Below are 23,328 nucleotides of genomic sequence, written 5' to 3'. Positions count from 1 at the left end.
CCTTGCTGACGCCCATAGACCGCACGGCACCGTTACCACCGGACGTCCTTGTGGAGGACTGGCAAGACGGCCGGTTCGCGTGGAAAGACTGAGGAGTCGCTTGATGCTGGAATGGATTGCCGATTCGGTGCTGGGCAAAGCTGGCGGGTGGGTTATGGACAAGGTCGAAAGCCTCGGCAGACGAGCCAGTGCTCGCGCCGCGTTACAGGGTGGTGATGCACTGAGTGAGTTAACCGTACAAGGACAAGTCACTGTCACTATCGAAAGACTGCTCCGTGAGCCCGCACTACCGAATAGCGTGTTGAAGTCGAAGGCAGTACGGCAATGGTTGGCTAGTTCGAAGACCCAAGAGGCACTGACGCAATACTTGGTGGCCAGGTTAGGCGCCAACCCCAAGTTGGTCAGCGAGACCCTCACCACATTGGAACAAGGTTACTCGGAAGCCACCGGCGAAGTTGGGCAGCTTGCTCTGGGACATGTAGAAATCGTCGCGAACTACGTGGGAACCCTAGTCTCCAACGACCCCTGTTTCCTTGCTGCTCAGGTGGCGGAAATTGCCGCGGAGAGCCGCGAGGCACGTTTGGCGAAAGCTGTTAGCCCCAATCTCGACGCTCTCAGAGCCGAGGCTCAAGGCCTTCTCGACCAGGCCCCAAAGGCCGCCAAACTGCTGCAGCAACGAGTTCCTTGTGCGTTTTCGCGTGGCGCCGACGCCGGCTCGCAAGAGCGATTGGACGTGGCCGCACTAACGGCTCTCCTCCACGAACGCCGACTGATTGTCATTGAGGGTGAAGGTGGTATCGGCAAGACGACCGCCCTCGTTGAACTGGGTGAATCGCTCATTCAAAGCCCTGGGATGCCCGTTCCGCTGTACGCGTCGGCCACGAACTGGCTGCGGTCGGGGCAGTCCCTCCTCGACTACCTCGCCAACATGCGAGCCGTACAACGCGCGACGGTTGACAGAAATGGGTTGTCCTCGCTTCTGATGAACGGACAGGTTGCTCTGCTCCTCAATGGCTGGAATGAAATTGCGGCAGCAGACAAGGCGCGTGCAATCGCTAGCGCAGAGGACTTTCTTGCAGATCATCAAGGCGTGATGGTTGTTTGCACCTCGCGGCGCGCAGAGGGCCCATTCGCTGCCGCTACAGGTGTCGTGGTCAGCGTACTCGAGTTCAACTGGGACCGGCAGCGCGCGTTAATCGCGCAAGCCCTTCCCAACGGAACTGGCTCTGGTCTGCTGAAACGGCTGCAAACTGATACGCCGTTACGGCACACAGCTCGCAATCCACTGATCCTCTCCACCGCGATTCTCTTGGCTCAACGAGGGCACGAGGTTCCCGCCACGATGTACGAGCTACTTGAGGCGGTACAGCCTATCCTCGAGGCCCCTGACCAACGGCAGACGGCAATCGATGATGCGCCGCTGTACGGGCAACATCGGATGTACCTGAAGGCTCTAGCGCGCTACCTGACTGATGCTGGCAAGGTCGACATGCATGTGGATGAGGCTCGCAGCGTCGTTGGTCGCGCCTTGGCAGAGCTGCAGAAGTCGACCCGAGTTCAAGGGCGCGACGTTGAACCAACGAAGGTCGTTGATGCCTTATGTAACACGCACCTGCTGCATCGCGAGCGAGACTCGGAAGTCCTGAAGTTTTGTCACCAACGGTTCCAAGAATTTTTCGCAGCCACTTGGGTTCACGAACAGCTCACCGCTGAGGTCCTACCTGATGGGCTGCAGCAGGAGCTGGTGCTAGAGGTATTCAACCAGCCCGCATGGACTGAATCTCTGGACCTGCTAGCGGAGAAATTGGTCACGGACAAGTTTGTCGGACCGCGAGTAAAGCTCGTGGAGCTGGCAATTCGTGCCGATCTGTCGCTCGCCAGCAAGTTGGCCGGGGAGGTCCAAATGGGCGCAGAACCTGATGGTCCATTCGGACAGCTCATAGAAGGCATTAGGCAGCTTCACGCAGCGACGTCAAACAGAGCAAAGAATCATGCGCTGGCCTGTATGGCTTTAACGCGTTCCCCCGTGTTCGCGTCCGAGCTTGAAGCACTGCTTAGAACCACGGATCGCTCGGACGCCTTCGCGCTCATCAATGAAGCCGGGGGCCTGAGCGTGAGGTCATTTGGCGAGGCACTCACGACTCAGTTCAGTGCCTGGCCCCCCGAGAAAAAGTACAACCTTCTCGATGGGCTTGGCAGTCAACGCGAGAACCTCTCCTTCTTGCAGGACATTGCCTGCTGCGACCCCGACCCTGAGGTGCGTGCAAGAGTCATAGCGACGCTTGCGTGGCAGTTTCCGGCTTCGGACGCCGCTCTTGAGATCTGGTTCGCGTCGTCCGACGTGGCGAAGCGCAACCGCGAGGCGTTTCATTCGGTGATTGCTATTGGTAACGTTGAGCAAGTTCCCGCACTGATAGCGGAAGTCCGGCGACTAGTGTCCTGTCCCGCTGATACGTGAGCAAAGTCGATGCAGCTTCACAAGGATCGAATCGGCGGTGGCGGTCCACTTGAAGGGTTGACAGTTCGTGTTGTACGCCGCGACGAAGTGGTCGATGCGCTGCACGAGCTGCTTGACGCTAGTGAACGAGCCGCGCCGGATTGCCTTGTCGGTGATCAGCGAGAAGAAGCGTTCCACCTGGTTCAGCCAGGAGCTGTAAGTCGGAATGAAATGCATGTGCCAGCGCGGTCGCGCCGCCAGCCAGGCCTTGATCTTTGGATGGCTGTGGGTGGCGTAGTTATCCGCGATGCAGTGGATGTCCAGTTCGCCGGGAACAGCCTTGTCGATCTCACGCAGGAAGGACAGGAACTCCTGGTGGCGGTGGCGCGGCTTGCATGTTGCGAGGACCGCGCCGTTCAGGACGTTCAACGCGGCGAACAGCGTCGTGGTGCCGTGGCGCTTGTAGTCGTGGGTGACGCCCTCGACGTAACCGAACCCCATGGGCAGCATCGGCTGAGTGCGCTCCAGCGCCTGGCATTGGCTCTTCTCGTCCACGCAGATGACCAAAGCGTTGTCTGGGGGACTCAGATAGAGCCCGACCACGTCCCGCAGTTTCTCGACGAAAAACGGGTCGTTGGACAACTTGAAGCCTTCGGTGCGATGAGGCTGAAGCCCAAAGAGCTGGAAGTACCGCTGAACGCTGGTCTTGGAGATGCCCGTCTCGGCGGCCACCGTGCGCACGCTCCAGTGCGTGGAGCCGTTGGCGGGCTTGGTGTGCAGCGTGGTCTTGATCAACTGCGCCACGCGCTCATCGTCGATCGTGCGGGGCTTGCCGGGGCGAACATCGTCGTACAGCCCAGCCAAGCGTCGCTCGATGAACCGCGTGCGCCACTTGCCCACAGTGGCCTTGGTCAACTTCAAGCGCTCGGCAATGGAGGAATTCAGTTCGCCATCGGCGCTGCTCAAGATGATGCGCGCCCGATTGCTCAGCGCGGCCGGCAGCGAGCGGCTGCGTGCGAACGACTGCAACTGCGAACGCTCCTCGTCCGACAGCAGCAACTCCGTCTTCGGCCTGCCTGTTCTCATCGCGGTATCTCCGGTTCCAAGATACCGCACTGGCATGCACGATTAATGCCAGTTATTTCCGGGACAGGACACTAGCGATTGGTCACCAATCCTGCTCGGCACCTGCGTCTATGTTGCACCGCGCGGGCCTAGCTTCGCGTCGCCCTTGCCCGTTAGCTCGAGTGTTGCGGCGACCGGTTGAATCCACCGCAAGCTGCGGTCATTGAGAGTTAGAAGACGACAGGCTGCCCTCGCTGCAGAGGCGCCTTTCAGGCAGTCAGGCGCGGACACACCAGAGAGAGGCAGAACGCGATATTTACCCCTTCAGCGTCTTGCGCAACGTCACTATGTGCAAGTTCATAGAACGACGTGCGCACTTGGTTGGGCACCTGCCCGGAAGACCTAGGCAAACTAGTAGCGCTGTCGATGATGCAAGTCCTCAGCCTTCGTCAGGCAGGTACTCGAACATGTCAGCTACGCCGACGCTGAAGTACTTGCAGAGCGCGTTGACGGCATCGAGATCGATCCTGGTTGCAGTCTCCTGATACAGAAGCGTAATGGTGTTCCGGTGAAGGCCGGTGTCCCGCGCGACATCGCTGATCTTGAGCTTTCGCTCCCCCATAAGGCGGGACAGGTGGCACTTGATCACATCACTCTCCGTGTCTTTTTTTCACTCAGGATGCAAAAAAGCACTTGACAGTGGCATTTAGGCGTCCATAATGTCGTCCAAGATGACAAAAAACGATCCATCGAGCGTTTTTGACATCTGAATTGTCGCATTGGATGAAAGGAGTGACCAGTGTCTACAGCGACCTACCTCACCACGGACGAGCTTTCCGCTCGGATCAAGTACGACAGCCGAACGATCCGCGATCGGCTCAAAGACAGCGTTCTTATCGAAGGGCGTCACTACATTCGCCCCTTCGGTGGTCGTAAGACGCTTTACATCTGGGAGCACATCGAGGCCGATATGGCGATGGCGTCATCGGGCGGCTCTGCCACGATTCCGCTGGCCAATGGAGGCATGCTCCATGGGTAGTATCCGCCGCCTCGACAGCAAGGGCACGCTGTTCCTTGACTTCCGATATGCCGGACAACGTCTGCGCGAGTACACCGCTCTCGCGGACACGCCGATGAACCGCAAGCGCCTGCAAAAGGCCCTTGAGCGCATCGAAGGCGAAATCGCCCTCGGCACGTTCGACTACGAGAAGACTTTCGGCAAGCCGCAGCCAGCCAAGTCTGGTCATACGGACTCCGAAGCTTCGAGCAACGACGCCAAAGCTTTCCAGCCCACCACGCGCAGCGGTACTCCCTCGTTCAGCGACTTCGCCGACATGTGGTTCTCCGAGTCGGAGGTGTCTTGGCGCCGCAGCTACCGCGTCACACAACGGGGATCGCTGGACCAGTACCTGATTCCCTACTTCGGGGAGAAAGAGGTCGGCCACATCACCAAGGCAGACGTTCTGGCTTTTCGGGCATCACTCGCCAAAGTACCCGCCCGCAAAAGCCTCTCCACGCTGTCCAACCGTCGCATCAACTCCGTGATGAAGCCGCTGCGGCAGATCCTCAACGAGGCGGCCGACCGCTTTGAGTTTACTTCTGCGTTTCGCAACATCAAGCCGCTGAAGATGAAGCGCAGTGACGTCATGCCGTTCACGCTGGAGGAGGTCCAGAAGATCCTCACTACCGTTCGGGTGGACTACCGCAGCTACTTCACCTTGCGCTTCTTTACCGGCATGCGCACTGGAGAAGTTCACGGGCTGAAGTGGAAATACGTCGACCTTGAGCGCCGTCTGATCCTGGTTCGCGAGTCGATCGTGATGAAGGAAGAGGACGAGCTCAAGACCGACGGCAGCGTGCGGGACATCCAGATGACCGACCTGGTGTTCGATGCTCTGCACGAGCAGCTCAAGGCAACCGGGAAGATCTCGGAGTTCGTGTTCTGCAATCGCAAGGGCGAGCCGATGGACAACCAGAACTTCCTGAACCGGGTCTGGTCGCCGTTGCTACGGCATCTTGATATTCCGCACCGCCGGGCTTACCAGATGCGCCACACCGCAGCGACCCTGTGGCTGGCCTCTGGTGAGGCGCCGGAGTGGATCGCGCGCCAGCTGGGTCACACCAGCACCGAAATGCTGTTTCGGGTGTACAGCCGGTACGTGCCCAATCTGACCCGGCGCGATGGCTCTGCGATGGAGCGGCTCTTGAAGCAGCACATCTCGGTGGCACCCGTCCAAGGGCTGGTGATCCGACTCCCGGAGGATGTGGCCATGCTTCCAGCCGAAGGTCATCAGGAAGATGCTGTGCTGCAAGGGCGAGCTGCCGCCAACCAGGTGCACCAAGGAAGCCAGCAACCACCTCCAGGGGTGCTTGAACAATCCACGACAGCCAACGAGCAGGCCGGGACCTCCAAGCCCAAGGACATGGAGGTCCTGCCCGCTCAAAAGAAAGGCAGGCAGCCTTCAGCTGTCGTAGCGCCGGGTCGAGCAAGCCAGCAAGGTATTGACGATGCCGAGTTCACTGCCTTGTTCAAGCCGCCACCACCACCTCCGTTCTTGAAGCACGGCTGAACAGCCTTGTTTCAAGGAGCAACGGGCGATGACCACTGAACGCATCGCCGTTCAACCCTAGCCACCCACAACCTCATTTGTCAGTTTGAACCGGCCGGACCCAAGCGTCCGCTGCACCGGCGAGGCGGAGCCTTGCCCGAACCACCGCAGCGCCGCTTTGGATTGATCTGGCTACCCGGCGGGCAGTACCGCCTCAATCGATCACCACGAAAGTCCAACACCATGAACACGCACCCCAACCATCTCCCGTCCGATGAAGATCGCAGCCTCTTCAACATGAACAGCGGAGGCTGCCGCAATGATTCAGAGATCAGCAGCAATGGCAGCCCGAGCCTGATGCCTGGAATGGAGCTGCTCGCCAAGCTCTCCAAGGAAATCGGCAACTTCGACAAGGAGATCTGTGAGCAGCTTGCAGCGCGCCTGCGCAATCAAGCCGCCAATGGGCTCCCAGGCCAGACAGCCAGCGACAAGGGCGCCAGCCACCGCGATGCTGGAAGAGGCACAGCAGAGGAGGGAGGCTTTGAGTCCTACCGGGTCAAGCCTGGCGACGAGATGCCCAACCTGCTGGGTGAGCTGGCTGAACCTGGCTCGGTCTTTCGGATGAACACGCTTCTCAGTCCGGGCTATCCGCTGGGGCCTGTGGGACCCTATCTGAGCAAGTCGGGGGCGGTGAGTCCGCAACGCCAGGCCAGCCTTGCCTTTGCGCTACTCGGCAGCGGAGACCAGTCCCTTGTACTGCCAGCAAGCCAAAAGAAGGAGGCCGGGGCTGCTGGTGACGCGTCCAGGCATCCGTCTAGCGTGCGATGGATCCAGGCGGTCAAACCCCAGGATGGCAACGTCCCTGGCATCCCTCCAGATGCGCTGATGGTGACCGGCATTGATCAGCCCCGATCCGGCAAAGGCACGGGCCCGTGGATGCTCGACCACCTTGGACTCCCCGAATCGGTGACCGCAGATCTGCAGCACGCAATCCTGAGCCTCAAACCTGCCCATCAGGCGCTCGCGATGGCAGCCATCTCAAGCCCCGCTATGGAGCGCGCATTGATCGAGGTGATGCCTTCGGTTCGCGCAGGTGCCGTCGCGCATCCGCTGGCTGTCGGCCAGGTCGCTCTTGAGCAGGTATCGACAGCTGGGCTGAGTCAGGACCAGGTCTCTTTGGTCCGCCTGGCCTGCCTGATCGCGGACCTGGGGATGCTGCCGGTGGCTCGAGTGGGAACTCGCATCCCGGCAGCCTCCAATGAGCCAGCCGATCTGTCAGCGATAGGGGGTGGGCGCTGCGCCGAACGCAAGGCTCATCCGATGACCCTGCTCAAACTTCGCCGAATCTTGGCTCGATTCATTGAGGCGATGAAGCCTGCGCAAGACAGTCGTCTCACGAACCTGCCTGATCACCAGTCCGTAGACCTAATTCCGGATGGTCGCGAGATCATCAATGAAGGCATTTGGCTGCAGCAGCTCCTGAGTGATGCGGTGCTCCTGGAGTACCGCCTCGACAGCCGACACGGCCCGCTCAGCAAGAGTCCCATCCATCCCGAGTTTTCTGCCCTGGCCCGAGCCTTCTCCGATGCGATTGGGCTTGCGCGCCAGGAGGCCAGAGCCCGTCTGAGCCACGATCACAAAGAATGGGTGCTGCTGCCTGTTCAGGGTCAGGAATGTGGACGCCCGATCAGCTCAGAACTGAGCTGGATCCAGCCTACCCGCGCTGCGAACGATGAGGTGACCGAGGCTGCGCCAGCAGATGGCGCGTCAGATGCTGCCGCCATCTCGCCGTCTCAGCTCGACCAACGGGCCTCTGTGGAGCCCTGGGACGGTCATACCCCGGCCGGGGTCGACGCGACCATGGGTAACACCGAGGACACCGGTGATGAGCAGGTCCCGCTTTTTGAAAGCTTGCCTGTGGGGGTGGATCGAGAGGCAATCCGCATTCCGGATCATGAACGCCGGGCCTATGAAGACCGATCGATTCCTTGGCCGCGTCTGAGTCTCTCTTGGGCCGCTGGCATGCTCGATGGCGACGGGTGTGTGGCCATCGTGCGCCAGACCTACCCAAACCGAAATGCCAACTACCGTCTGGTCGTTCAGGTTACCCAGAACTGTCTGCAAACACTCCAGCACTTCCGATCCTGTGTGGGTGTCACCGCACCAATCCATGAGGTCAAGCGCCGCATCGGTCACAACAGGCAGGTCTACACGCTGAACTACGCCGGCCCTAAGGCGCTTCTGGTGCTGCAGCGGCTTCGCGCCTACTTGGTGCGCAAACGGCCAGAAGCCGAGGTCGCGCTGTCCTTCATCGAGAAAGGCCAGGTCGGCCGCAGGTTCGGTCCCCGGGGAGTGCCTCCCCAGCTCGAGGCGATCCGGATAAGTCACTACAACAAGCTGCGCGCGTTGAAGTAACCCCGGGAGGATGGAAATGACCGAACAAGCCCATCAAGCTGATCCGAGCCAGGACGCAGATCAACCCAAGCCGCCAATCGATACCGCTTCGAGCTGCTTCCCGCCAGCGAGTTCAGCTGAGGGTGACGCCCAAGCGGGTGAGAGCGAGCTGAAGAAAAAGAGCGACCGACCCACCCCGGCGAAGCGCCAACCCGCTGACTTCACCCACCCCACGGCTCCGGGGCGCGGTCGCCTGTTGACCGAAAAGCACTTTGTGCCGTGCTCATGGGTGGGCGACGACGGGGGAAAAAGCCCACTCCTGCTACCCCAGCACCGAGCCGAAGAGTACGAGCTGGACCGTGACGAGCGGTTTGAGCTGGAGCAACTTGCCAGGGAAGAGGAGCGCCGCAGGGCAAGTAATCAGCGGTACGCAGAACAAGAGGCCAAGGATGAGGAGCGGCGCAAGCTTCAACAGGCAGAAGCCGCCATCACCACTGCTCAAGCCCAACAAGCTAGGCGCGAGGCGCTCATCAAGCGGGTCGGACTCACGGGTGATCCGGAAGGGTTTTGCATCAGCATGCAGAACGTGTCGCCGAACCTGCGTCTGCAAGTGTTTCGCCCAGAGGATGTTGATCGCATGGCAGCAGGTGCACAGTCGGTGGACTCGGACCTACACAAGCGCAATGAGTCAATCGGCCAGGCGTTAGACATGAAAGGGCCTCTGCGGCTGATCGGCCTGCCGCTGTCGGTCAAGCTGATCCTGGACCTGAAACAGGATCATCCGCACTTCGCAGAAGTCATTGATTTCGTGGCGAACCATGTGGCGCTGCAGCGGCGCAGCCGCGAGCTCAATGCAGGCAAGCCAGCTGCGCGGCTACCGCCCATGCTCCTGAATGGTCCCCCCGGGGTCGGGAAAACCCACTTCTGCGAAGCATTGGCAGGGGTCCTGGGTGTACCCGTGCGTCGGCACCCCATGGATCAGGCTGAGACGTCTTCAGCATTGCTTGGATCGGACATGAGCTGGGGGAATTCTCGCTACGGGCTCGTGTTTGAGCTGCTGGCGCTGGGTGACTACGCCAATCCGGTGGTGATCCTCGACGAGCTGGACAAGGCCAATAGCTTGGCTACCACTTCAGGGGCGCTCACTTCCCCGACCTCTGTGCTGCACTCCTTGCTGGAGCCAGTCTCAGCAGCCCGGGTGCGCGACATCAGCCTGAACCTGGAGCTCGATGCGAGTCAGGTGTCCTGGATTGCTACAGCTAACTACCCATGGCGCGTGCCGGCAACGCTTCGATCACGCCTTAAAGAGTTCTTCATCTATATGCCGAATGCAGAGCAGGCCATCCAGTTGGCCAGGTCTGTGGTCAAGAGCGCGTTGGCCAGTGTGGGAATGAAGGTTGAGCATGTGGACAGAAAGCTCATCATCGCGCTGGCGCACCTGAGCGCCCGAGAAATCTATCAAGCGACGATAGCTGCCACTGCAGCGGCAGTTCGTCGAGGTGAGGGTGGGATCAAGGTCACCGATCTGTCTCCTGACTTGCTACAGAGTGTTGAAGCGGGGAACCCGAAGATGGAATGGCTGCACTGAGAAAAGCAAATCACCCTCACGCCAAAACTTAACCAACCAGTCGGTTGCAGTCTGATCATCATCTTTCTGGACTTTGATGGTGTTCTCCACCCGGTAGGTCCGAAATCCGCTTTGAAGCCCCCTCGAAAACCTGAACCACTCGGAGGTAGAGAATTCCCCCAGACGGAGTCTCTACATGAAGAAGTCCAGATTCAGTGAAGCGCAGATATTCGGCATCCTCAAGGAAGTCGAGATGGGAGCGAAGGTCGGCGAGACGTGCAGGAAGCACGGTGTGAGCGAGCCGACGTACTACAAGTGGAAGAGCCAGTTCTCGGGCATGACCGTTTCGCACCTGTCGCAGCTGCGCCAGTTGCAGGACGAGAACGCCAAGCTCAAGCGCATGGACAACGGCCCCGAGTTCATCGCGCACGCCCTGGCCCAGTGGGCTCAGAACAAGGGCATCGCCCTGCAGCACATCCAACCTGGCAAGCCCACGCAGAACGCCTATGTCGAACGATTCAACAAGACCTACCGCACCGAGGTGCTCGACTGCTACGTGTTCGACAGCTTGCAGGAAGTGCGCGACATGACTGCCGACTGGCTGCACCGCTACAACCACCACCGACCCCATGAAGCTCTCGGCCGAATCCCTCCGGTCGAGTACCGTGTCAAACTGTTCCCCAACCTCTACTTCTGACTGGCTCAGGAAATCGAGGGGACTTCAAACGGAGATAAGGCAGGCGCTCCAGAGCTGTCTCACCTTACAGAGGCTGACCTCGATCCTGAGAACTGCAAGCGTTGGATCGAGGAGTGCATCCGGGACAAACTTGGGGTGCGCTAAGCCTCAGTGAACCGCACTTCTAAGGCGCAATTGAAGATTCGATTGCCTCCGCCGGGCAGCTGCTGATTTGTTGTGCAGCTACCAGTAGCTGATTAGCATTGGTAGGGCGCTTTCCCGAGGTTAAACCCCATCATTGACTGCTACTTGCCAACGCTCATACCGGCTGCAGCTTGAGCGCCCCTCAGGCCCTCTCCTCAAGTGCTTCACGCAGTGTCTCCACCGTATTGACCACGTCCCTGATCTTGAAAGGCCGTAGCAACAGTCTGCGTACGTGGACTCCCCGAATGCGATTAACCATCACCTCATGTGCATGACCAGATGTGACAGCGATAGGAATGCTGGAGGAGGTCTCCCAAGCGCCTGCACGAAGTCTGTCGAGGAGGCCAAATGCCTCTTCTCCTTCATTCAGTGACACCAGCATCATGTCCATAGGCTGACCCTCAAGGATCTGCTGCGCGACTGCGACACTGGACGCTTGGTGTACTTGGGCCAAGCTCAGCTGCTTACACACACCCGACACAGTGCTTCTGATAAGAGTGTCGGGCTCAACAAGGAGCAGGTGAGGCAGTTCGTTCCTCCGCAGCGCGGTAATACCCATCAAGGGACCTCCCTGCGGACGAGTTCTTCGACCACCAGATCCCTCAAGCTGCACAAGATCGCCAGATCAGTGTGATCGATGGTGCGTGGCCGGGTGTCCAAGATGCATAGCGAGCCGACGGAGAAACCGCTGGGCAGGCGCAATGGTGCGCCTGCGTAAAATCTGATCCATGGATCCCCTCTCACCAATGGGTTATCCGAAAACCGATGGTCGAGCAGTGCATCTGGTATTACCAAGCAGTCCTCACCGAGAATGGCATGACTGCAGAATGCCACATCACGACAAGTCTCTTGGACGCCCAGTCCGACCCTTGACTTGAACCACTGCCTCTCCTCATCCACAAGCGAGATGATGGCCATTGGTACGTCAAACTCACTCTTGGCGAACAGGGTGATTCGGTCAAACCGCTCCTCAGGATCTGTGTCAAGGATGAGCAAATCCCTCAGAGCAGCAAGTCGCTGGTCTTCGTTTGCCGGCTTCGGTGCAGTCATGTAGATCCTTTGATAAGCGTGAGAGGGGTACAACCTCAGTAGGGGACCTTTAGAGGACCATCCTGCTGACTGATGAGATGCGAGATGCGCTGAGCTGCGTGATCAAAAGAGATACCCATCTGCATCACGCGACCCCTTCCTTGTTGCGGATGCATCGCTCCACCCACTCGCGGCACTGTGCCTCAACCAGTCCAGAGGTACCGGCAAAAAACAACATGGGCGTCCCAGCGAGCTCACCGTTCGCGTCAAACACCTTTGCACTGAAGGCGTCCACTTCCAAGTGGATTTTCGCGACATAGGTGAAGTACTCGCCGTCGGATTTGCGTTGATAACTTCCTGAAATAACCGAGACCATCCTGCCTCCCATCCGTTTGCGAGCCTTAGCTGAATTGATCCAACCAGTGAGCCACTCAGGGTGGGCTGCTGCCGGTTCCGTTGACACCGACCTAAGCTTCTTGAGCTTGCTCGAACTGTACGGGACTGAGATAGCCGAGCGTCGAATGCCGGCGCGTCAGGTTGTAGAAGCACTCTATGTGGTCGAACACGTCTAAGCAGGACTGGCCTCGACTTCGGTACACCTTCCTGGCCGTGCACTTGGTCTAGAGGGGGCTGAAGAACCTCTCCATGGCCGAGTTGTCGCAGACCTCGCCGGCCCGGCTCATGCTGCAAGTGATGCCCTGTTCAGCCAGCAGATTCTGGAAGTGCTCGCTGTTGTACCGGCTGCCCTGGTCCGAGCGGTGCAGAACGCCGCGGGTCTGCCCCTGCACCACACAGCCATCATAAGGGCGTCGCACCACGAGATGTGAGGTCATGCTGTCCTGCACCGACCAGCCCACGATACGCCGCGGTTACAGGTCCAGCACAGGAGCCACGTACAGCCACCCCTCGGCGGCCCAAATGTAGGTGAAGTCGGCCACCCACTTCTGGTTCGAGCCATCGGCTTGGAACTGGCGGCCCAGCACATTGTCAGCCACCGCGCTGCGCTCCCCCGGTCCTTGGGTAGCCCACGCCGCCGGGGTCTGGCTCGCAGCGCCTGCTCGCGCATGAGTCGCGCGATGCGGTGCAGCCGCCAAGTCTAGCCTTGCTCCAGCACGTCGTGCCACCCTAGTCGTGCGCCGTAGGTGCAGTCGCTGCACACGAAGCTCTGGCGCACCTGCGCGCCCAGCACCTCGTCGCTGAGGCTGCACCGGCTCCTCGGCCGCGTGAGCCATGCATACAAGCCACCTCGCGAGACACCGGGCACCTCGCACATCAGATTGACCGGCCAAGCCCCTCGGTGTTTCGCCACGAAGCCGAACTTCACTTCGACTCCTTTGCGAAGTAGGCTGCGGCTTTTTTCAGGATGTCGCGCTCCATCTTGAGCTTGGCAACCTCCTTGCGCAGTCGCGCTATCTCGATGTCCTGGGCCTTTTGCTTGCCGTTGCCAGGGAACGCCGCCTGGGGCTCCTCTCGCAGCTCACGCACCCACTTGCGCAGCACGTTCTCGTGAACGTCCAGGTCCTTCGCCGCCTGGGCCACTGCCACCCCACGCTCAGTGACCAGCCTGACCGCCTCAAGCTTGAACTCGCGGCTGAATGTCCTTCTTCTCTCCATGAACCACCTCCGGTTTCATCTTCCACCTTAACAAGGTGTCTGTGAAACCGGCAGCAGCCCAAAACTCATAGCGCTGCCCTCGACACGGTCGACTGCGAAGGTGGTGCTGGCCACATGCCGAACGCAGACACAGGCGGCAAGTCGTTCAAGCTTCGAGTCAAAAGATGCAAGCCCGAGCAGCGCAGGTGCGGCCAGGTCGTGCGGTGCGCTAGCACGATACCCTCCCAGCTCATGGGCTCCCAAGTCTGTTGGCATCTCAGACATGAATGTTTGATCGATGCCATCATCAGATGTGGATACCTAATGCACCTCATGCTGTGCGCACTGGAATCGGAGGGGCGGATTGTGTCGCTAGCAGCTTGCGCTTGAAGGCGACGTGCTCCCAGCGATCGTCTTCGTTAGCTCAGGATGTCCGTGCCTTGAGCGGGGCGATGAAGTGGTCCTTCAACGCATACGCTGCCTTTGACGCCACTCAATAGATCTGTACCTTCTCCGTTTGCCCGCTGGGGTTCTGTCCTGTGAGCGTCACCGTCATGTTGCCGGTAGGGAGCACGGCTGATTTGAAGCCATGGTCGGTGTAGCCGGTGCCGCTCAACGGGATGATCTGCCCGTCATTGCTGTAAGCAGTACCGGTCACGGTATGGGCACGTACATCCCGCCAAGTTTGCATTGCCTGCTCCTCGCGAAGATCAATCTGTACGGAGGCAAGCGTAATCTGCGCAGAAGCACTGGCGCCACCTTCGGGCTTGAAGTTTTGCACCGACAGCAGACCGGGGGCTGAGAGCGACAGGTACAGCTGCCTGGGTACCTCTAGGAACGCCGATCCGACTCCACCCATGCGCATCCAGTAGCCCGAGCGAGGCGAGGCAGTGAGCCACAAGGCCGCGCCGATAGCAATGGCGCCGCTGTAGTAAGCGAGCGACCCCATGGAGTTGGCCCGGCAGACCACCAGCCAGATGGCGGTGGTAATCACCCATAACACAAAGCGCTTGAGGCTCCAGACAGGTCGCATCGCCAATGCCGTGACTGCTGCGACCACACAGAAATTCAGAGCCGCATACTGGTTTCGGGTCATCGTGCCGAAGAGGGCCACCATGGACCTCGTCCAGAAGGACTGCCACATGCTGATGTACAGCACGACCATGGCCACCAGCCAAATGGCAAAGGTTCAATGACGGGGGTGCAGACTCGACAGCATCAAAAGCTTCTGTGATCAATGTCTACCGAGGCAGAATCAAGCCTCCAGGCTTTGAACCAGAGGTGCTATTCATGACCGGGCCGCTTCAACCTCGGCGGCCCGCGAAAACATGCTAACCGCAAGGGTAGCCGAAATCACCTCTACGACATCGCCTTCAGATGTCCGAACTCGCAAGCAGGCTTCTGGCCATCATGAAAGCAGACTGTCCGGAAACTGGCGAAGCCCCCACCGATCAAGTGCGTGGCGCTTCCAGATGTCTCTTTATCTGTCTTGGTGATGTCATTCACCTCGTTCAACGAGCACAACTTTTGACCGGCTGCGAACTTCAATGCTGCCAGCTTCGCTGACGAAATACGAAAGATTCTTGTCAACGAACACATAGCCCAAGAACCGACATGGAGAGGCGTCATCTGCGCATCGACTGTGTAGTGTCGTCCCTCGGAGATGAAGCTTTTTTTGGGTTCTCTTGTTCTTGCCTGTAAGGTATACCTTGTCGCAAGTTACCTCGCCCTCATCGCATCTGACTTGGATCCGAAGCGAATAGCTTGGCGTCTCCAGGACCTGGTCAGAGCGAACCTCGTGGTCCGTCTGCGCGAACGTATCCGGCGATGCAATGCATGCAAACGCCACAAGCAGTCCAAGTTCAAGGCGCCAAGATCTCTGGTTCACCATGTCACTAAAGGCGATTGCGGTTCAATACGGGCTGCTCCCAGACACGCCAGTCAGATCAATATCGGGCTGAGCTGGGCGAATTGATGCGTCCCTATGCTTGTTGCCGGGCGCTCCCTTTGAGCATCACTGAGATAGACATGCGTTTGTGCGGGGGGGCGGTTTGAGCCTGACGGCCGCCAGTTTCGCAGTCATCTGGAGTCTGGCGAGATCCTCGATCGTTGCTGCCTCGTTGGGCTGAAAGCTGAAGCAGCAAAGAGTACCGTATATCTCACCATTGGCCAGCACGATAGGTGTACTGATGTGAGTGCCGATCGGGAAGGGAAGCTCAGCCAGCAGTCTCGACGCTACAGGGTCGGAACTTGCGTCCGGCATAAACTGCGGCATGCGGCCATCGACTACCTGCTTGCACCAGCTCTCCTCAAGAGGGCCACCGTCGCCAGGGTTCAGGATGTGCGTCCCCTCGCTCTGCTCTACCTTGCGGATGACGCGTTGACCATCGACAAATTCAGAGACGAAGACAACATCCATGGCCATCCGGTCACGAAGTAGGCGCAGGACTTCACTGATGGAAGCGTCGATCTGCTCGTCGCAGGAGTCGGCAGTAGCCACCATCAATTCAGACACTTTGACGACGATGTCATCGGGGTCGTAGCCAAGGTCGTACATAGAGAATACGGCTGTGATGGAGAGGATGGGCTTTGCAGGTAAAGGCATTTCCGAGTGATATGGACCACTGCCTGCGTTGTTCGAATCAGATCATGAGTTGCATCTATGCAGTGATCAGAACAAACGTGTAGATAGGAGTCAAATCAGTCTAAAACGCTCGAGTGATGCTAAGGAGGCGCCGGTCAGACCGTTTCAGCGGTCTCTTGCTCAGTGACGCGGTCACTGACAAGGCGCACATCCGCGCTACACATCAGCCGCTCAATGTCCATGAGGATGATCAATTGCTCGGGATGTTCTGGATCGGGACTCGCGATACCGATCAAGTGATCGGTGGCCACCGCAGCGCTGAAGGTCGGGGCAGGACGGATCTGCCCTTGAGCCAGTGCAATCACCGCTGACACTGAGTCCACCACCATCCCCACTACGCGTCCACCTATTGTCAGAACGATGGTGACTGTTTGGCTGTTGTAGGGCGCCTCGGTCAGATGGAACTTCAGCCGCATGTCGATCACCGGTACGATGACTCCGCGCAGATTGAGCACACCCAAAACGGCTTGCGGCGCATTGGCGATACGCGTCGGTACCTCATAGCCTCGGATTTCCTGCACTTTCAGGATATCGATCCCGTACTCTTCGCCGCCTAACCGAAAACTCAGAAATTCTCCTGCGTGGCTTCGGACCTCAGCGCCGTTGTTATAAACATCTTGTCGCATCGCATCACCTCTTGATCAGAACGATTCCCACTCGCCAACCGCATCGGCCGAGGCAGTCTGTGCAGGGCGAGACGGCGCACTCACCGGAGGTGCGGTTTGAGACACGACGGGTGAGGCAGATTTCTTCGGTGCAGGACGCAGTGTTTCCGGTGGAGCTTTGGACCTGGCTGGCAAAGCTGCACTGCGGATAGCTACGGGTGCGGCGCTGAAGCTATCGGCCTTCCCAGCCAGCCGGAACACAGCCACGGCCTGAACCAGTTCGCCTGCTTGGGTGCGCAGGCTGCTGGCCGCCGCCGACATTTCTTCCACCAGCGCAGCGTTCTGCTGCGTGGCCTGGTCCATCTGCGTCACGGCCTCGCCGATCTGGCCCACGCCGTCGCTCTGCTCTTTGCTGGCCGCGCTGATCTCGGCCATGATGTCGGTCACCCGGCGCACGCTGTCCACCACCTCGTTCATGGTGCTGCCGGCCCGGTCCACCAGGGCGGTGCCGCTGGCGACCCGCTCCACGCTCTCGGTGATCAGGTCCTTGATCTCCTTGGCAGCACTCGCGCTGCGTTGCGCCAGGTTGCGCACCTCGCCGGCCACCACCGCAAAGCCCCGACCCTGCTCGCCGGCCCGCGCCGCTTCCACGGCGGCGTTGAGCGCCAGGATGTTGGTCTGGAAGGCAATGCCGTCGATCACGCTGATGATGTCGGCGATCTTGCGCGAACTGGTCTCGATGCCCTTCATGGTCTGCACCACCTGCGACACCACCTGACCGCCCTGCTCCGCCACCTGCGAGGCGCTGCGCGCCAGCTGGTTGGCCTGCACCGCGTTGTCGGCGTTCTGGCGCACGGTGGACGACAGTTCCTCCATCGAGGCGGCGGTTTCCTCCAGCGCGCTGGCCTGGCTCTCGGTGCGCGAGCTCAGGTCCTGGTTGCCCTGGGCGATCTGCACACTCGCACTCGACACCGACTCCGAACCCGTGCGCACCTGGCTCACCACCTTGACCAGACCGCTTTGCATTTCGGATAGGGCCAGCATAAGCACGCCAACCTCGTCCTGTGAACGAACCTCCACCTGTTTGGTGAGGTCTCCTGCAGAAACTGCCCTAGCCAAGTCAACAGCCTGGTTGAGCGGCCCGGTGATGGAGCGGATGATCCAGACTGCCATGCCGACAGCAATCAGCAAAGCCGCTATTACCGATGCAGCGATGGTGGTGATCAGGCTGTCTACTGCATCCTGAGCTTCCTCACTGGCCGTCTTGGCAGTACCGGTCTGAAGTTTTACAGCCTCTTCAATCGTCTTGAAGTAGGCCATCTGGGCTGGCCGAACTTCGCCAAAGAGATGCGCTACGGCTGCGTCGCGCTCGCCTGTAGCGATCATCGACATGAACTTATCCACGTTGGCTCTAAACGGCACCCGAGTGGTTGCCATGGCAGCCAGTGTTTCCCGGCCCTTGGCTGAGACGATATTTTCCTCAAGCGCTTTCGTCAGCTCGTTGACCTTGGCGCGGGAGGCTTCGATAGCTTTCTTTTCCTCGGCTATCCGCCCCGGGTCACTCAGCAGGGCAATGTTGCGGATCGCACGAGCCTGGAAGTTTCCTTCGTCTCGCAGAGCGCTCAGGTCAGCAATGATGGTCATGCGCCGCTCGGTGATGTCGACTAAGCGGTCTCGGATGCCGAGTGCGCTGGTGGCACTGAGTGCGCCGATGATCAGCAGCAGAGATACCAGCACACTGAATGCAGCAATCAGCCGCGTTGAGATCTTGAGATTCTGGAACATCACGTTCTCCGGATGGTGTTGTGTGGCCCGGTCTACCGAGCACTGGCTGCAGCAACTTGAGCTGCGAGCCACCCCTCGCGGGGTTCTCCAACCTATCGACGCGATCTGAAGAAACTTCAAGTCCCAATTGGGCCAACTGGGGTGGTGCGGCCGCCTAATTTGCCGGACTTCTGTGCTTATCTAATTTGTCCAAGACATCCGCGTTCAAGATGCCGTAATTGTCTTGGACGTATTTGAGGGAACGGAATCAACGAGCTCGCCGTACCTCACGCTCCTACCTGATCCGATGACGGTCTCTGATGGAAGGCAGGCGGTGATTGACGCGGGTATCCCGTGGCATCTGCCAAAGCATCTCAGACACATCCCGCACGATCTCTTGCTCCTAAGAATGAACGAGCGATTGAAGGCATCGGGAAGTCGAAGGCTCGTCAGTCCAAAGCCATCTGGTGCGCCCCAGTCTCGGCTTGGGTGGAGTAGCATTCATCGGGGTTACGTCTGTACTTCATGCAACTCGGATGATCATGACCCCTCCACCTGTCACGCAGCCTGTCGAATTGCTCCCGCTTGACCTTGGGAGGAGACGCTTGCTGCAGTTGGCTGCGTTGGCGTCTTTTGCTGGGGCGGCTAAAGCTTCTTCCAGTCCAGTCCAGATCGGAGTCGACGCAGAGTTCGGTCTCAAGAACAGCACTTCGGCACAAGCAATTGAGATCGGATTGCGCATAGCCATATCAGAAGTCAATGCTTCGGGCGGTGTCTTGGGCGGTCGCCCTTTAGAGCTCGTCATCCGAGATAACCGATCGATGCCAGCGCGGGCCATCGCGCACCTCAATGCGTTTGCCGCCATGCCGGATTTGGTGGCCGTTTTCGGTGGCAAGTTCAGCCCCGTGATGATGGATGTCGTGCCTATAGTCCATGAGCTGCGTTTGCCGCTGATGGCCGTGTGGTCCTCGGCCGATCCGATCGTCAACCACGGTCGCCATCCAAACTTTGTCTTTCGGCTGGCCTTGCAGGACAGCCTTGCCATGCCTAAGTTGCTCAAAACGGCGCTGCTCCGTGGATTCGAAAAGGTGGGCCTCTTGCTTGCCAACACAGGCTGGGGCAGAAGCAACCTCTCGGCGGCCGAACGCTATCTGGAACGCGCGCAGCGCCCCCGTATCACTGGCGTGGCCTGGCACAACTGGGGCGAGAAGTCCTTGCTCGCGCGATACATGTCCTTGAGCGAATCGGGAGCAAGAGCGATCATTGTTGTGGGTAATGACGATGACGTTGCGCTTCTGGTTCGCGAGATGGCAACTCTGCCTGTGGCACAACGCCTGCCACTGCTGTGTCATCAGGGAATCACCGGCGGGAAGTTCGCCGCGCTCGCAGGGCCAGCACTCCAGGAGGTCGATCTCAGCGTCCTTCAGACATTCAGCTTCTTCAGCGCGGAGCCCGAGCGCCGCGACAGATTCATGAATCTGGCTGCCAAGGCAGCTGGAATCACCTCAATTCAGCAGCTCGAGGCGCCCACTGGTACCGCGCATGCGTACGACCTGCTTCACCTGCTGGCCATCGCCATCAATCGTGCAGGCTCAACTGACCGTGTGGCAGTTCGAGATGCTCTGGAGCATTTGCCCACCTATCGCGGACTGATCAAGACTTACCAGCCCGCGTTCACGCCAGAGCGACACGAGGCGCTCGGGGAGCAGGATCTCCTCATGACACGCTACCGTGCTGACGGCGTCCTCGTACCGGTATAAGTGTGACTACGAGGCGCACGCAAGATGACCTTCCGGTGGTCTGATTCGCCGCAGAGCTTGGCCCGCCAGTTTGCTTGGGCCGCCGCTGCGCTGGCGGGCATCTCCGTACTGCTCATCGCCCTTGCTTCATGGTGGTGGATCGATCGTCTTCAGAACGACTCTGTCAAGGTCATTCAAAGGCAAGAAGTCGAACTACGGGCCACTCGCGTCGCCGAAACCCTCAGTAGAGTCGAGGAGCGTGCGCGTGAGCTCGCCAACAGCCCCCTTCTTGCCACGGCGTTGACCGACAGCCTGGGCAGGGACGCCTACTTGCAGCCCTATCTGGTTGGCATTCAAGCGATTCATGGTGACCCGGTGGAACTGATGGTCACCGACTTCGAGGGCAAAGAAGTTGCTCGCAATGGTGATCTCAGTTTCACCAACACGGAACGAGAATTCTTGATGACGTCGTTGGCTTCAGGCGAGATATCTAGCCGGATCACGAAGGGTGACACGGGTAACTCGCTACTGCTGAGCGTGCCTGTCATCTACGCGCGAACTGGAACTGTCGAAGGTTCGGTCTGGCTGAAGACTTCGTTGACCCAGTTGCTGCGAACGGACGGCTATGTTCTACGGATCGGGGAGATGTCCGACCCAGAGCGCCAAAGCATTGTTACGGCTGCCATTGCTTTGCCGCCATCGATGGCCGGCTTATCACTTCATCTTGATAGTCAGGTGCGTGCGTCGCCACATCTGAGTACCGCGACGTACATTGGCCCGTTGCTGGGTGGACTGCTGCTTCTGGTGGCGGCCGTTTCCTGGGTCGGCAGCCGCCTGGCGCGTCGGCTAACCGAAGACCTGGCAAGTCTGAGCGCGTTTGCAGACGGCGTCGCGGGTAGTTCCGGACAAATGAAACGTGCGCCGGTCAGAGGCAGTATTGAAGTGGTCAGGCTAGCGATATCCGTCAACCACATGCTAGACACACTTCAGGCGCAGAAAGAGATTCTGGAGAGCGAATCACGCGCCAGGATGCAGTTGCTGGCAACTTGCATCGCCAACTTGAACGACGTAGTGATCATTACCGAATCCGACCCCGATCACACTGAGGGTCACCGTATCGTCTTCGTCAACGCCGCATTCACCAGAGTGACAGGTTATACGAGCGAGGAGGTGATTGGACGGGGCCCCAAGTTGCTGCAGGGGCCCGATACAGATCCGACCGTGCTGCGACACATCGGTGACCGTCTCAGGCAGTGGCAGCCCGTCACAGCAGAGGTCAAGAATTACACGAAATCCGGCAATCCATTCTGGGTCAGCATAGAGATCGTACCGGTCAAGGACGAGACTGACAGGGTCACGCACTGGGTGTCCGTTGAGCGAGACACCACGGACAGTCGCGCCGCTGAGCAGCAACTCAAGCGCAGTCAGCAGGATCTCGCCGACACGCTGGAGAAGCTCGAACTAGCCAGCCACATGGCCAAGATCGGCAGCTGGGAGCTGGACGTTGCCACCATGCAGCCGTACTGGTCGCCCGAGACGTGCCGCATTCATGAAATCGATCCCCCGGCCACCCCGCCATTGGACCGAGCCATCGAGTTTTTCGCCCCCGAGGCGGTGCCGACTATCAAGGCAGCCGTGCAGGCTGCCATTGCTCACGGTACTCCCTGGGACATGGAGTTGCCCATGATCACGGCAAAAGGCCGTCCCATATGGGTCCGTACTCAGTGCATTTGCGTGACCGATGGCGGCAAGGTGGTGCTCCTGCGCGGCGCCCTGCAGGACATCACCGACCGCAAGCGTTCTGAGTCGGAGCGCGAACTGCTCGAGCGCCAGCTACGAGAGGCGCAGAAGATGGAATCCATCGGCACGCTGGCCGGCGGTATTGCGCATGACTTCAACAACATCATTGCGACCATGCTTGGCAACGCAGAGCTTGCGCGCCGCTGCATGGACCGTGAACAGGCTGCGCTGCAGAGCATCGACGAGATTGTCAAAGCGGGGCGCCGCGCGCGTGAACTGGTGCGGCAGATTTTGACGTTCAGTCGTCGGCAGGTCACAGACATGAAGCCGATTGCGCTGGAGTCGCTTGTCCGGGAGGTGGTGCAAATGCTCAGCGCCAATCTGCCCGCAAAGATACTCATCAAGGTCAATGTCGGCGACGGTGTGCCGCTCATTTATGCAGACTCGACGCAGATCCTGCAGGTTCTGATGAACCTCGGTACCAACGCCATTCAGGCGATGCGCGGCTGCGGCGGCACACTTTACTTCTCTGTTGAGACGTTGGTGTCCTCCCCTCCGCTGGAACCCGTGGACTCAGGTCACCGCGTCCAGTCCGCTGTGCGACTCATAGTGCGTGACACCGGCCCCGGCATGGACCAAGCGACACTTGATCGGATCTACGAGCCCTTTTTCACCACCAAACCGCCTGGCGAAGGTACTGGTCTTGGGCTGGCGGTGGTACATGGCATTGTCAAATCCCATGGTGGTCTGATCGGTGTGTGGAGCCAGCCCGGTATCGGCACAGCCTTCACCATCGATCTTCCCGCAGCTAGCGGCATGCCCGATGCGCTGGAGCAAGTGGCCGCAGCACCTAAGGAAAAGGCGCCAATGCCAACCAAGTCTGGCGCCGGTCGGCATATTCTCTACCTGGATGACGATGAATCGTTAGTGTTTTTGGTTCGACGATTGCTCGAGCTTGAGGGCTTCAAGGTCACTGCATTCAGCGAGCAGTCCGAAGCCATCGCAGCTGTGAAGGCTGATGGTGGTGCCTTTGATCTGGTTATCACCGACTTCAATATGCCTGGCATGAACGGCATCGAGGTGATGCAGGAAATGCTCGCAATCAACCCTGCACTGAAAACAGCTATCGCATCAGGGTTTGTCGATGAAGCTTTGACTGAGGCGGCTCGAGAGGCAGGCGTCAGCAGGCTTATCTTCAAGGAAAGCGCCGTCGAGGATTTCTGTTCGGTCATCCGGGAACTGATTGGTGAGCCTAGCTAGACGGGGGGCACCACTCCGCAAAATCGGTTGAACTTGTTAGGGCGGATACTGGTTTGGCCAAG

At 59.2% G+C, this 23,328-nt stretch carries 21 protein-coding genes; 8 read left to right on the top strand and 13 right to left on the bottom strand.

Translation table 11 applies throughout. The features are described 5' to 3' along the window. Positions 1-103 precede the first annotated feature (103 nt). Positions 104-2,458: an NACHT domain-containing NTPase gene (locus CAP38_RS15120; RefSeq protein WP_143435729.1), complete on the top strand. Its 2,355-nt coding sequence runs from the start codon at positions 104-106 to the stop codon at positions 2,456-2,458. On the opposite strand, the gene CAP38_RS00980 is transcribed toward CAP38_RS15120, so the two are convergent. Both CAP38_RS00980 and CAP38_RS00975 read right to left on the bottom strand, forming a co-directional pair. Continuing rightward, complete coding sequence (locus tag CAP38_RS00980) at positions 2,432-3,523, bottom strand: IS630 family transposase (RefSeq protein WP_086119027.1); 1,092 nt, start codon at positions 3,521-3,523, stop codon at positions 2,432-2,434. The genes CAP38_RS15120 and CAP38_RS00980 overlap by 27 nt on opposite strands. Positions 3,524-3,941: 418 nt before the next feature. Continuing rightward, on the bottom strand, positions 3,942-4,151 hold the full coding sequence (locus tag CAP38_RS00975; protein WP_086119026.1) for a helix-turn-helix transcriptional regulator: 210 nt from the start codon (positions 4,149-4,151) through the stop codon (positions 3,942-3,944). Between the two features lie 150 nt (positions 4,152-4,301). Between CAP38_RS00975 and CAP38_RS00970 the strand changes: the two genes are divergently transcribed. From CAP38_RS00970 to CAP38_RS00950, 5 genes are all read left to right on the top strand, one after another. After that, entirely contained in the window at positions 4,302-4,541 is a 240-nt protein-coding gene (locus CAP38_RS00970) for a hypothetical protein (RefSeq protein ID WP_035624045.1), read from the top strand. After that, the gene (locus CAP38_RS00965; RefSeq protein ID WP_086119025.1) at positions 4,534-6,072 is read left to right on the top strand and encodes an Arm DNA-binding domain-containing protein; all 1,539 of its coding nucleotides are present in this window, start codon (positions 4,534-4,536) and stop codon (positions 6,070-6,072) included. The genes CAP38_RS00970 and CAP38_RS00965 overlap by 8 nt, the downstream gene beginning before the upstream one ends. Positions 6,073-6,294: 222 nt before the next feature. Then, positions 6,295-8,466 (top strand): hypothetical protein, encoded by a 2,172-nt coding sequence (locus CAP38_RS00960; RefSeq protein WP_143435728.1) that lies wholly within the window; start codon positions 6,295-6,297, stop codon positions 8,464-8,466. A gap of 16 nt (positions 8,467-8,482) precedes the next feature. Then, entirely contained in the window at positions 8,483-10,033 is a 1,551-nt protein-coding gene (locus CAP38_RS00955; protein WP_179188419.1) for an AAA family ATPase, read from the top strand. A gap of 175 nt (positions 10,034-10,208) precedes the next feature. Further along, positions 10,209-10,709 carry an integrase core domain-containing protein gene (locus CAP38_RS00950; RefSeq protein WP_086119022.1) on the top strand — a complete coding sequence of 167 codons (501 nt, stop codon included), beginning with the start codon at positions 10,209-10,211 and terminating at the stop codon, positions 10,707-10,709. A 741-nt stretch (positions 10,710-11,450) separates the two neighbouring features. Here CAP38_RS00950 and CAP38_RS00945 read toward each other — a convergent pair. The 11 genes from CAP38_RS00945 to CAP38_RS00915 form a co-directional block, all read right to left on the bottom strand. Next, the gene (locus CAP38_RS00945) at positions 11,451-11,942 is read right to left on the bottom strand and encodes a GAF domain-containing protein (protein ID WP_086119021.1); all 492 of its coding nucleotides are present in this window, start codon (positions 11,940-11,942) and stop codon (positions 11,451-11,453) included. Between the two features lie 124 nt (positions 11,943-12,066). Next, complete coding sequence (locus CAP38_RS15295; protein ID WP_179188418.1) at positions 12,067-12,297, bottom strand: hypothetical protein; 231 nt, start codon at positions 12,295-12,297, stop codon at positions 12,067-12,069. Positions 12,298-12,388: 91 nt separating this feature from the next. Beyond that, positions 12,389-12,487: an IS3 family transposase gene (locus tag CAP38_RS15610; RefSeq protein WP_373271380.1), complete on the bottom strand. Its 99-nt coding sequence runs from the start codon at positions 12,485-12,487 to the stop codon at positions 12,389-12,391. Between the two features lie 54 nt (positions 12,488-12,541). Next, positions 12,542-12,754, bottom strand: coding sequence for a hypothetical protein (locus tag CAP38_RS15605; protein ID WP_373271379.1), 213 nt, complete (start codon positions 12,752-12,754; stop codon positions 12,542-12,544). A 36-nt stretch (positions 12,755-12,790) separates the two neighbouring features. Further along, positions 12,791-12,916, bottom strand: coding sequence for a hypothetical protein (locus CAP38_RS15600; protein ID WP_373271378.1), 126 nt, complete (start codon positions 12,914-12,916; stop codon positions 12,791-12,793). Positions 12,917-13,017: 101 nt separating this feature from the next. Then, positions 13,018-13,161, bottom strand: coding sequence for a hypothetical protein (locus CAP38_RS15595; protein ID WP_373271377.1), 144 nt, complete (start codon positions 13,159-13,161; stop codon positions 13,018-13,020). An 80-nt stretch (positions 13,162-13,241) separates the two neighbouring features. Next, on the bottom strand, positions 13,242-13,535 hold the full coding sequence (locus CAP38_RS15590) for a transposase (RefSeq protein WP_373271376.1): 294 nt from the start codon (positions 13,533-13,535) through the stop codon (positions 13,242-13,244). 472 nt (positions 13,536-14,007) lie between these two features. Next, a complete protein-coding gene (locus tag CAP38_RS00930) occupies positions 14,008-14,679 on the bottom strand; it encodes a hypothetical protein (RefSeq protein WP_086119019.1) in 672 nt (223 codons plus the stop codon). 849 nt (positions 14,680-15,528) lie between these two features. After that, positions 15,529-16,071: a GAF domain-containing protein gene (locus tag CAP38_RS00925; RefSeq protein WP_179188417.1), complete on the bottom strand. Its 543-nt coding sequence runs from the start codon at positions 16,069-16,071 to the stop codon at positions 15,529-15,531. 182 nt (positions 16,072-16,253) lie between these two features. Then, the gene (locus tag CAP38_RS00920; RefSeq protein WP_086119017.1) at positions 16,254-16,784 is read right to left on the bottom strand and encodes a chemotaxis protein CheW; all 531 of its coding nucleotides are present in this window, start codon (positions 16,782-16,784) and stop codon (positions 16,254-16,256) included. A 15-nt stretch (positions 16,785-16,799) separates the two neighbouring features. Further along, the gene (locus CAP38_RS00915; protein WP_086119016.1) at positions 16,800-18,548 is read right to left on the bottom strand and encodes a methyl-accepting chemotaxis protein; all 1,749 of its coding nucleotides are present in this window, start codon (positions 18,546-18,548) and stop codon (positions 16,800-16,802) included. Between the two features lie 584 nt (positions 18,549-19,132). On the opposite strand from CAP38_RS00915, the gene CAP38_RS00910 reads away from it, so the two are divergent. Together CAP38_RS00910 and CAP38_RS00905 are read left to right on the top strand one after the other, a co-directional pair. Next, a complete protein-coding gene (locus CAP38_RS00910; RefSeq protein ID WP_218776543.1) occupies positions 19,133-20,287 on the top strand; it encodes an ABC transporter substrate-binding protein in 1,155 nt (384 codons plus the stop codon). Positions 20,288-20,344: 57 nt separating this feature from the next. Continuing rightward, on the top strand, positions 20,345-23,266 hold the full coding sequence (locus tag CAP38_RS00905; RefSeq protein ID WP_179188416.1) for a PAS domain-containing protein: 2,922 nt from the start codon (positions 20,345-20,347) through the stop codon (positions 23,264-23,266). Positions 23,267-23,328 lie beyond the last annotated feature (62 nt).

Source organism: Hydrogenophaga sp. IBVHS2 (assembly GCF_002127215.1).
In the GTDB taxonomy this organism is placed as follows: Bacteria; Pseudomonadota; Gammaproteobacteria; order Burkholderiales; family Burkholderiaceae_C; genus Hydrogenophaga.
This window is presented reverse-complemented; position numbering and strand designations above follow the sequence as displayed.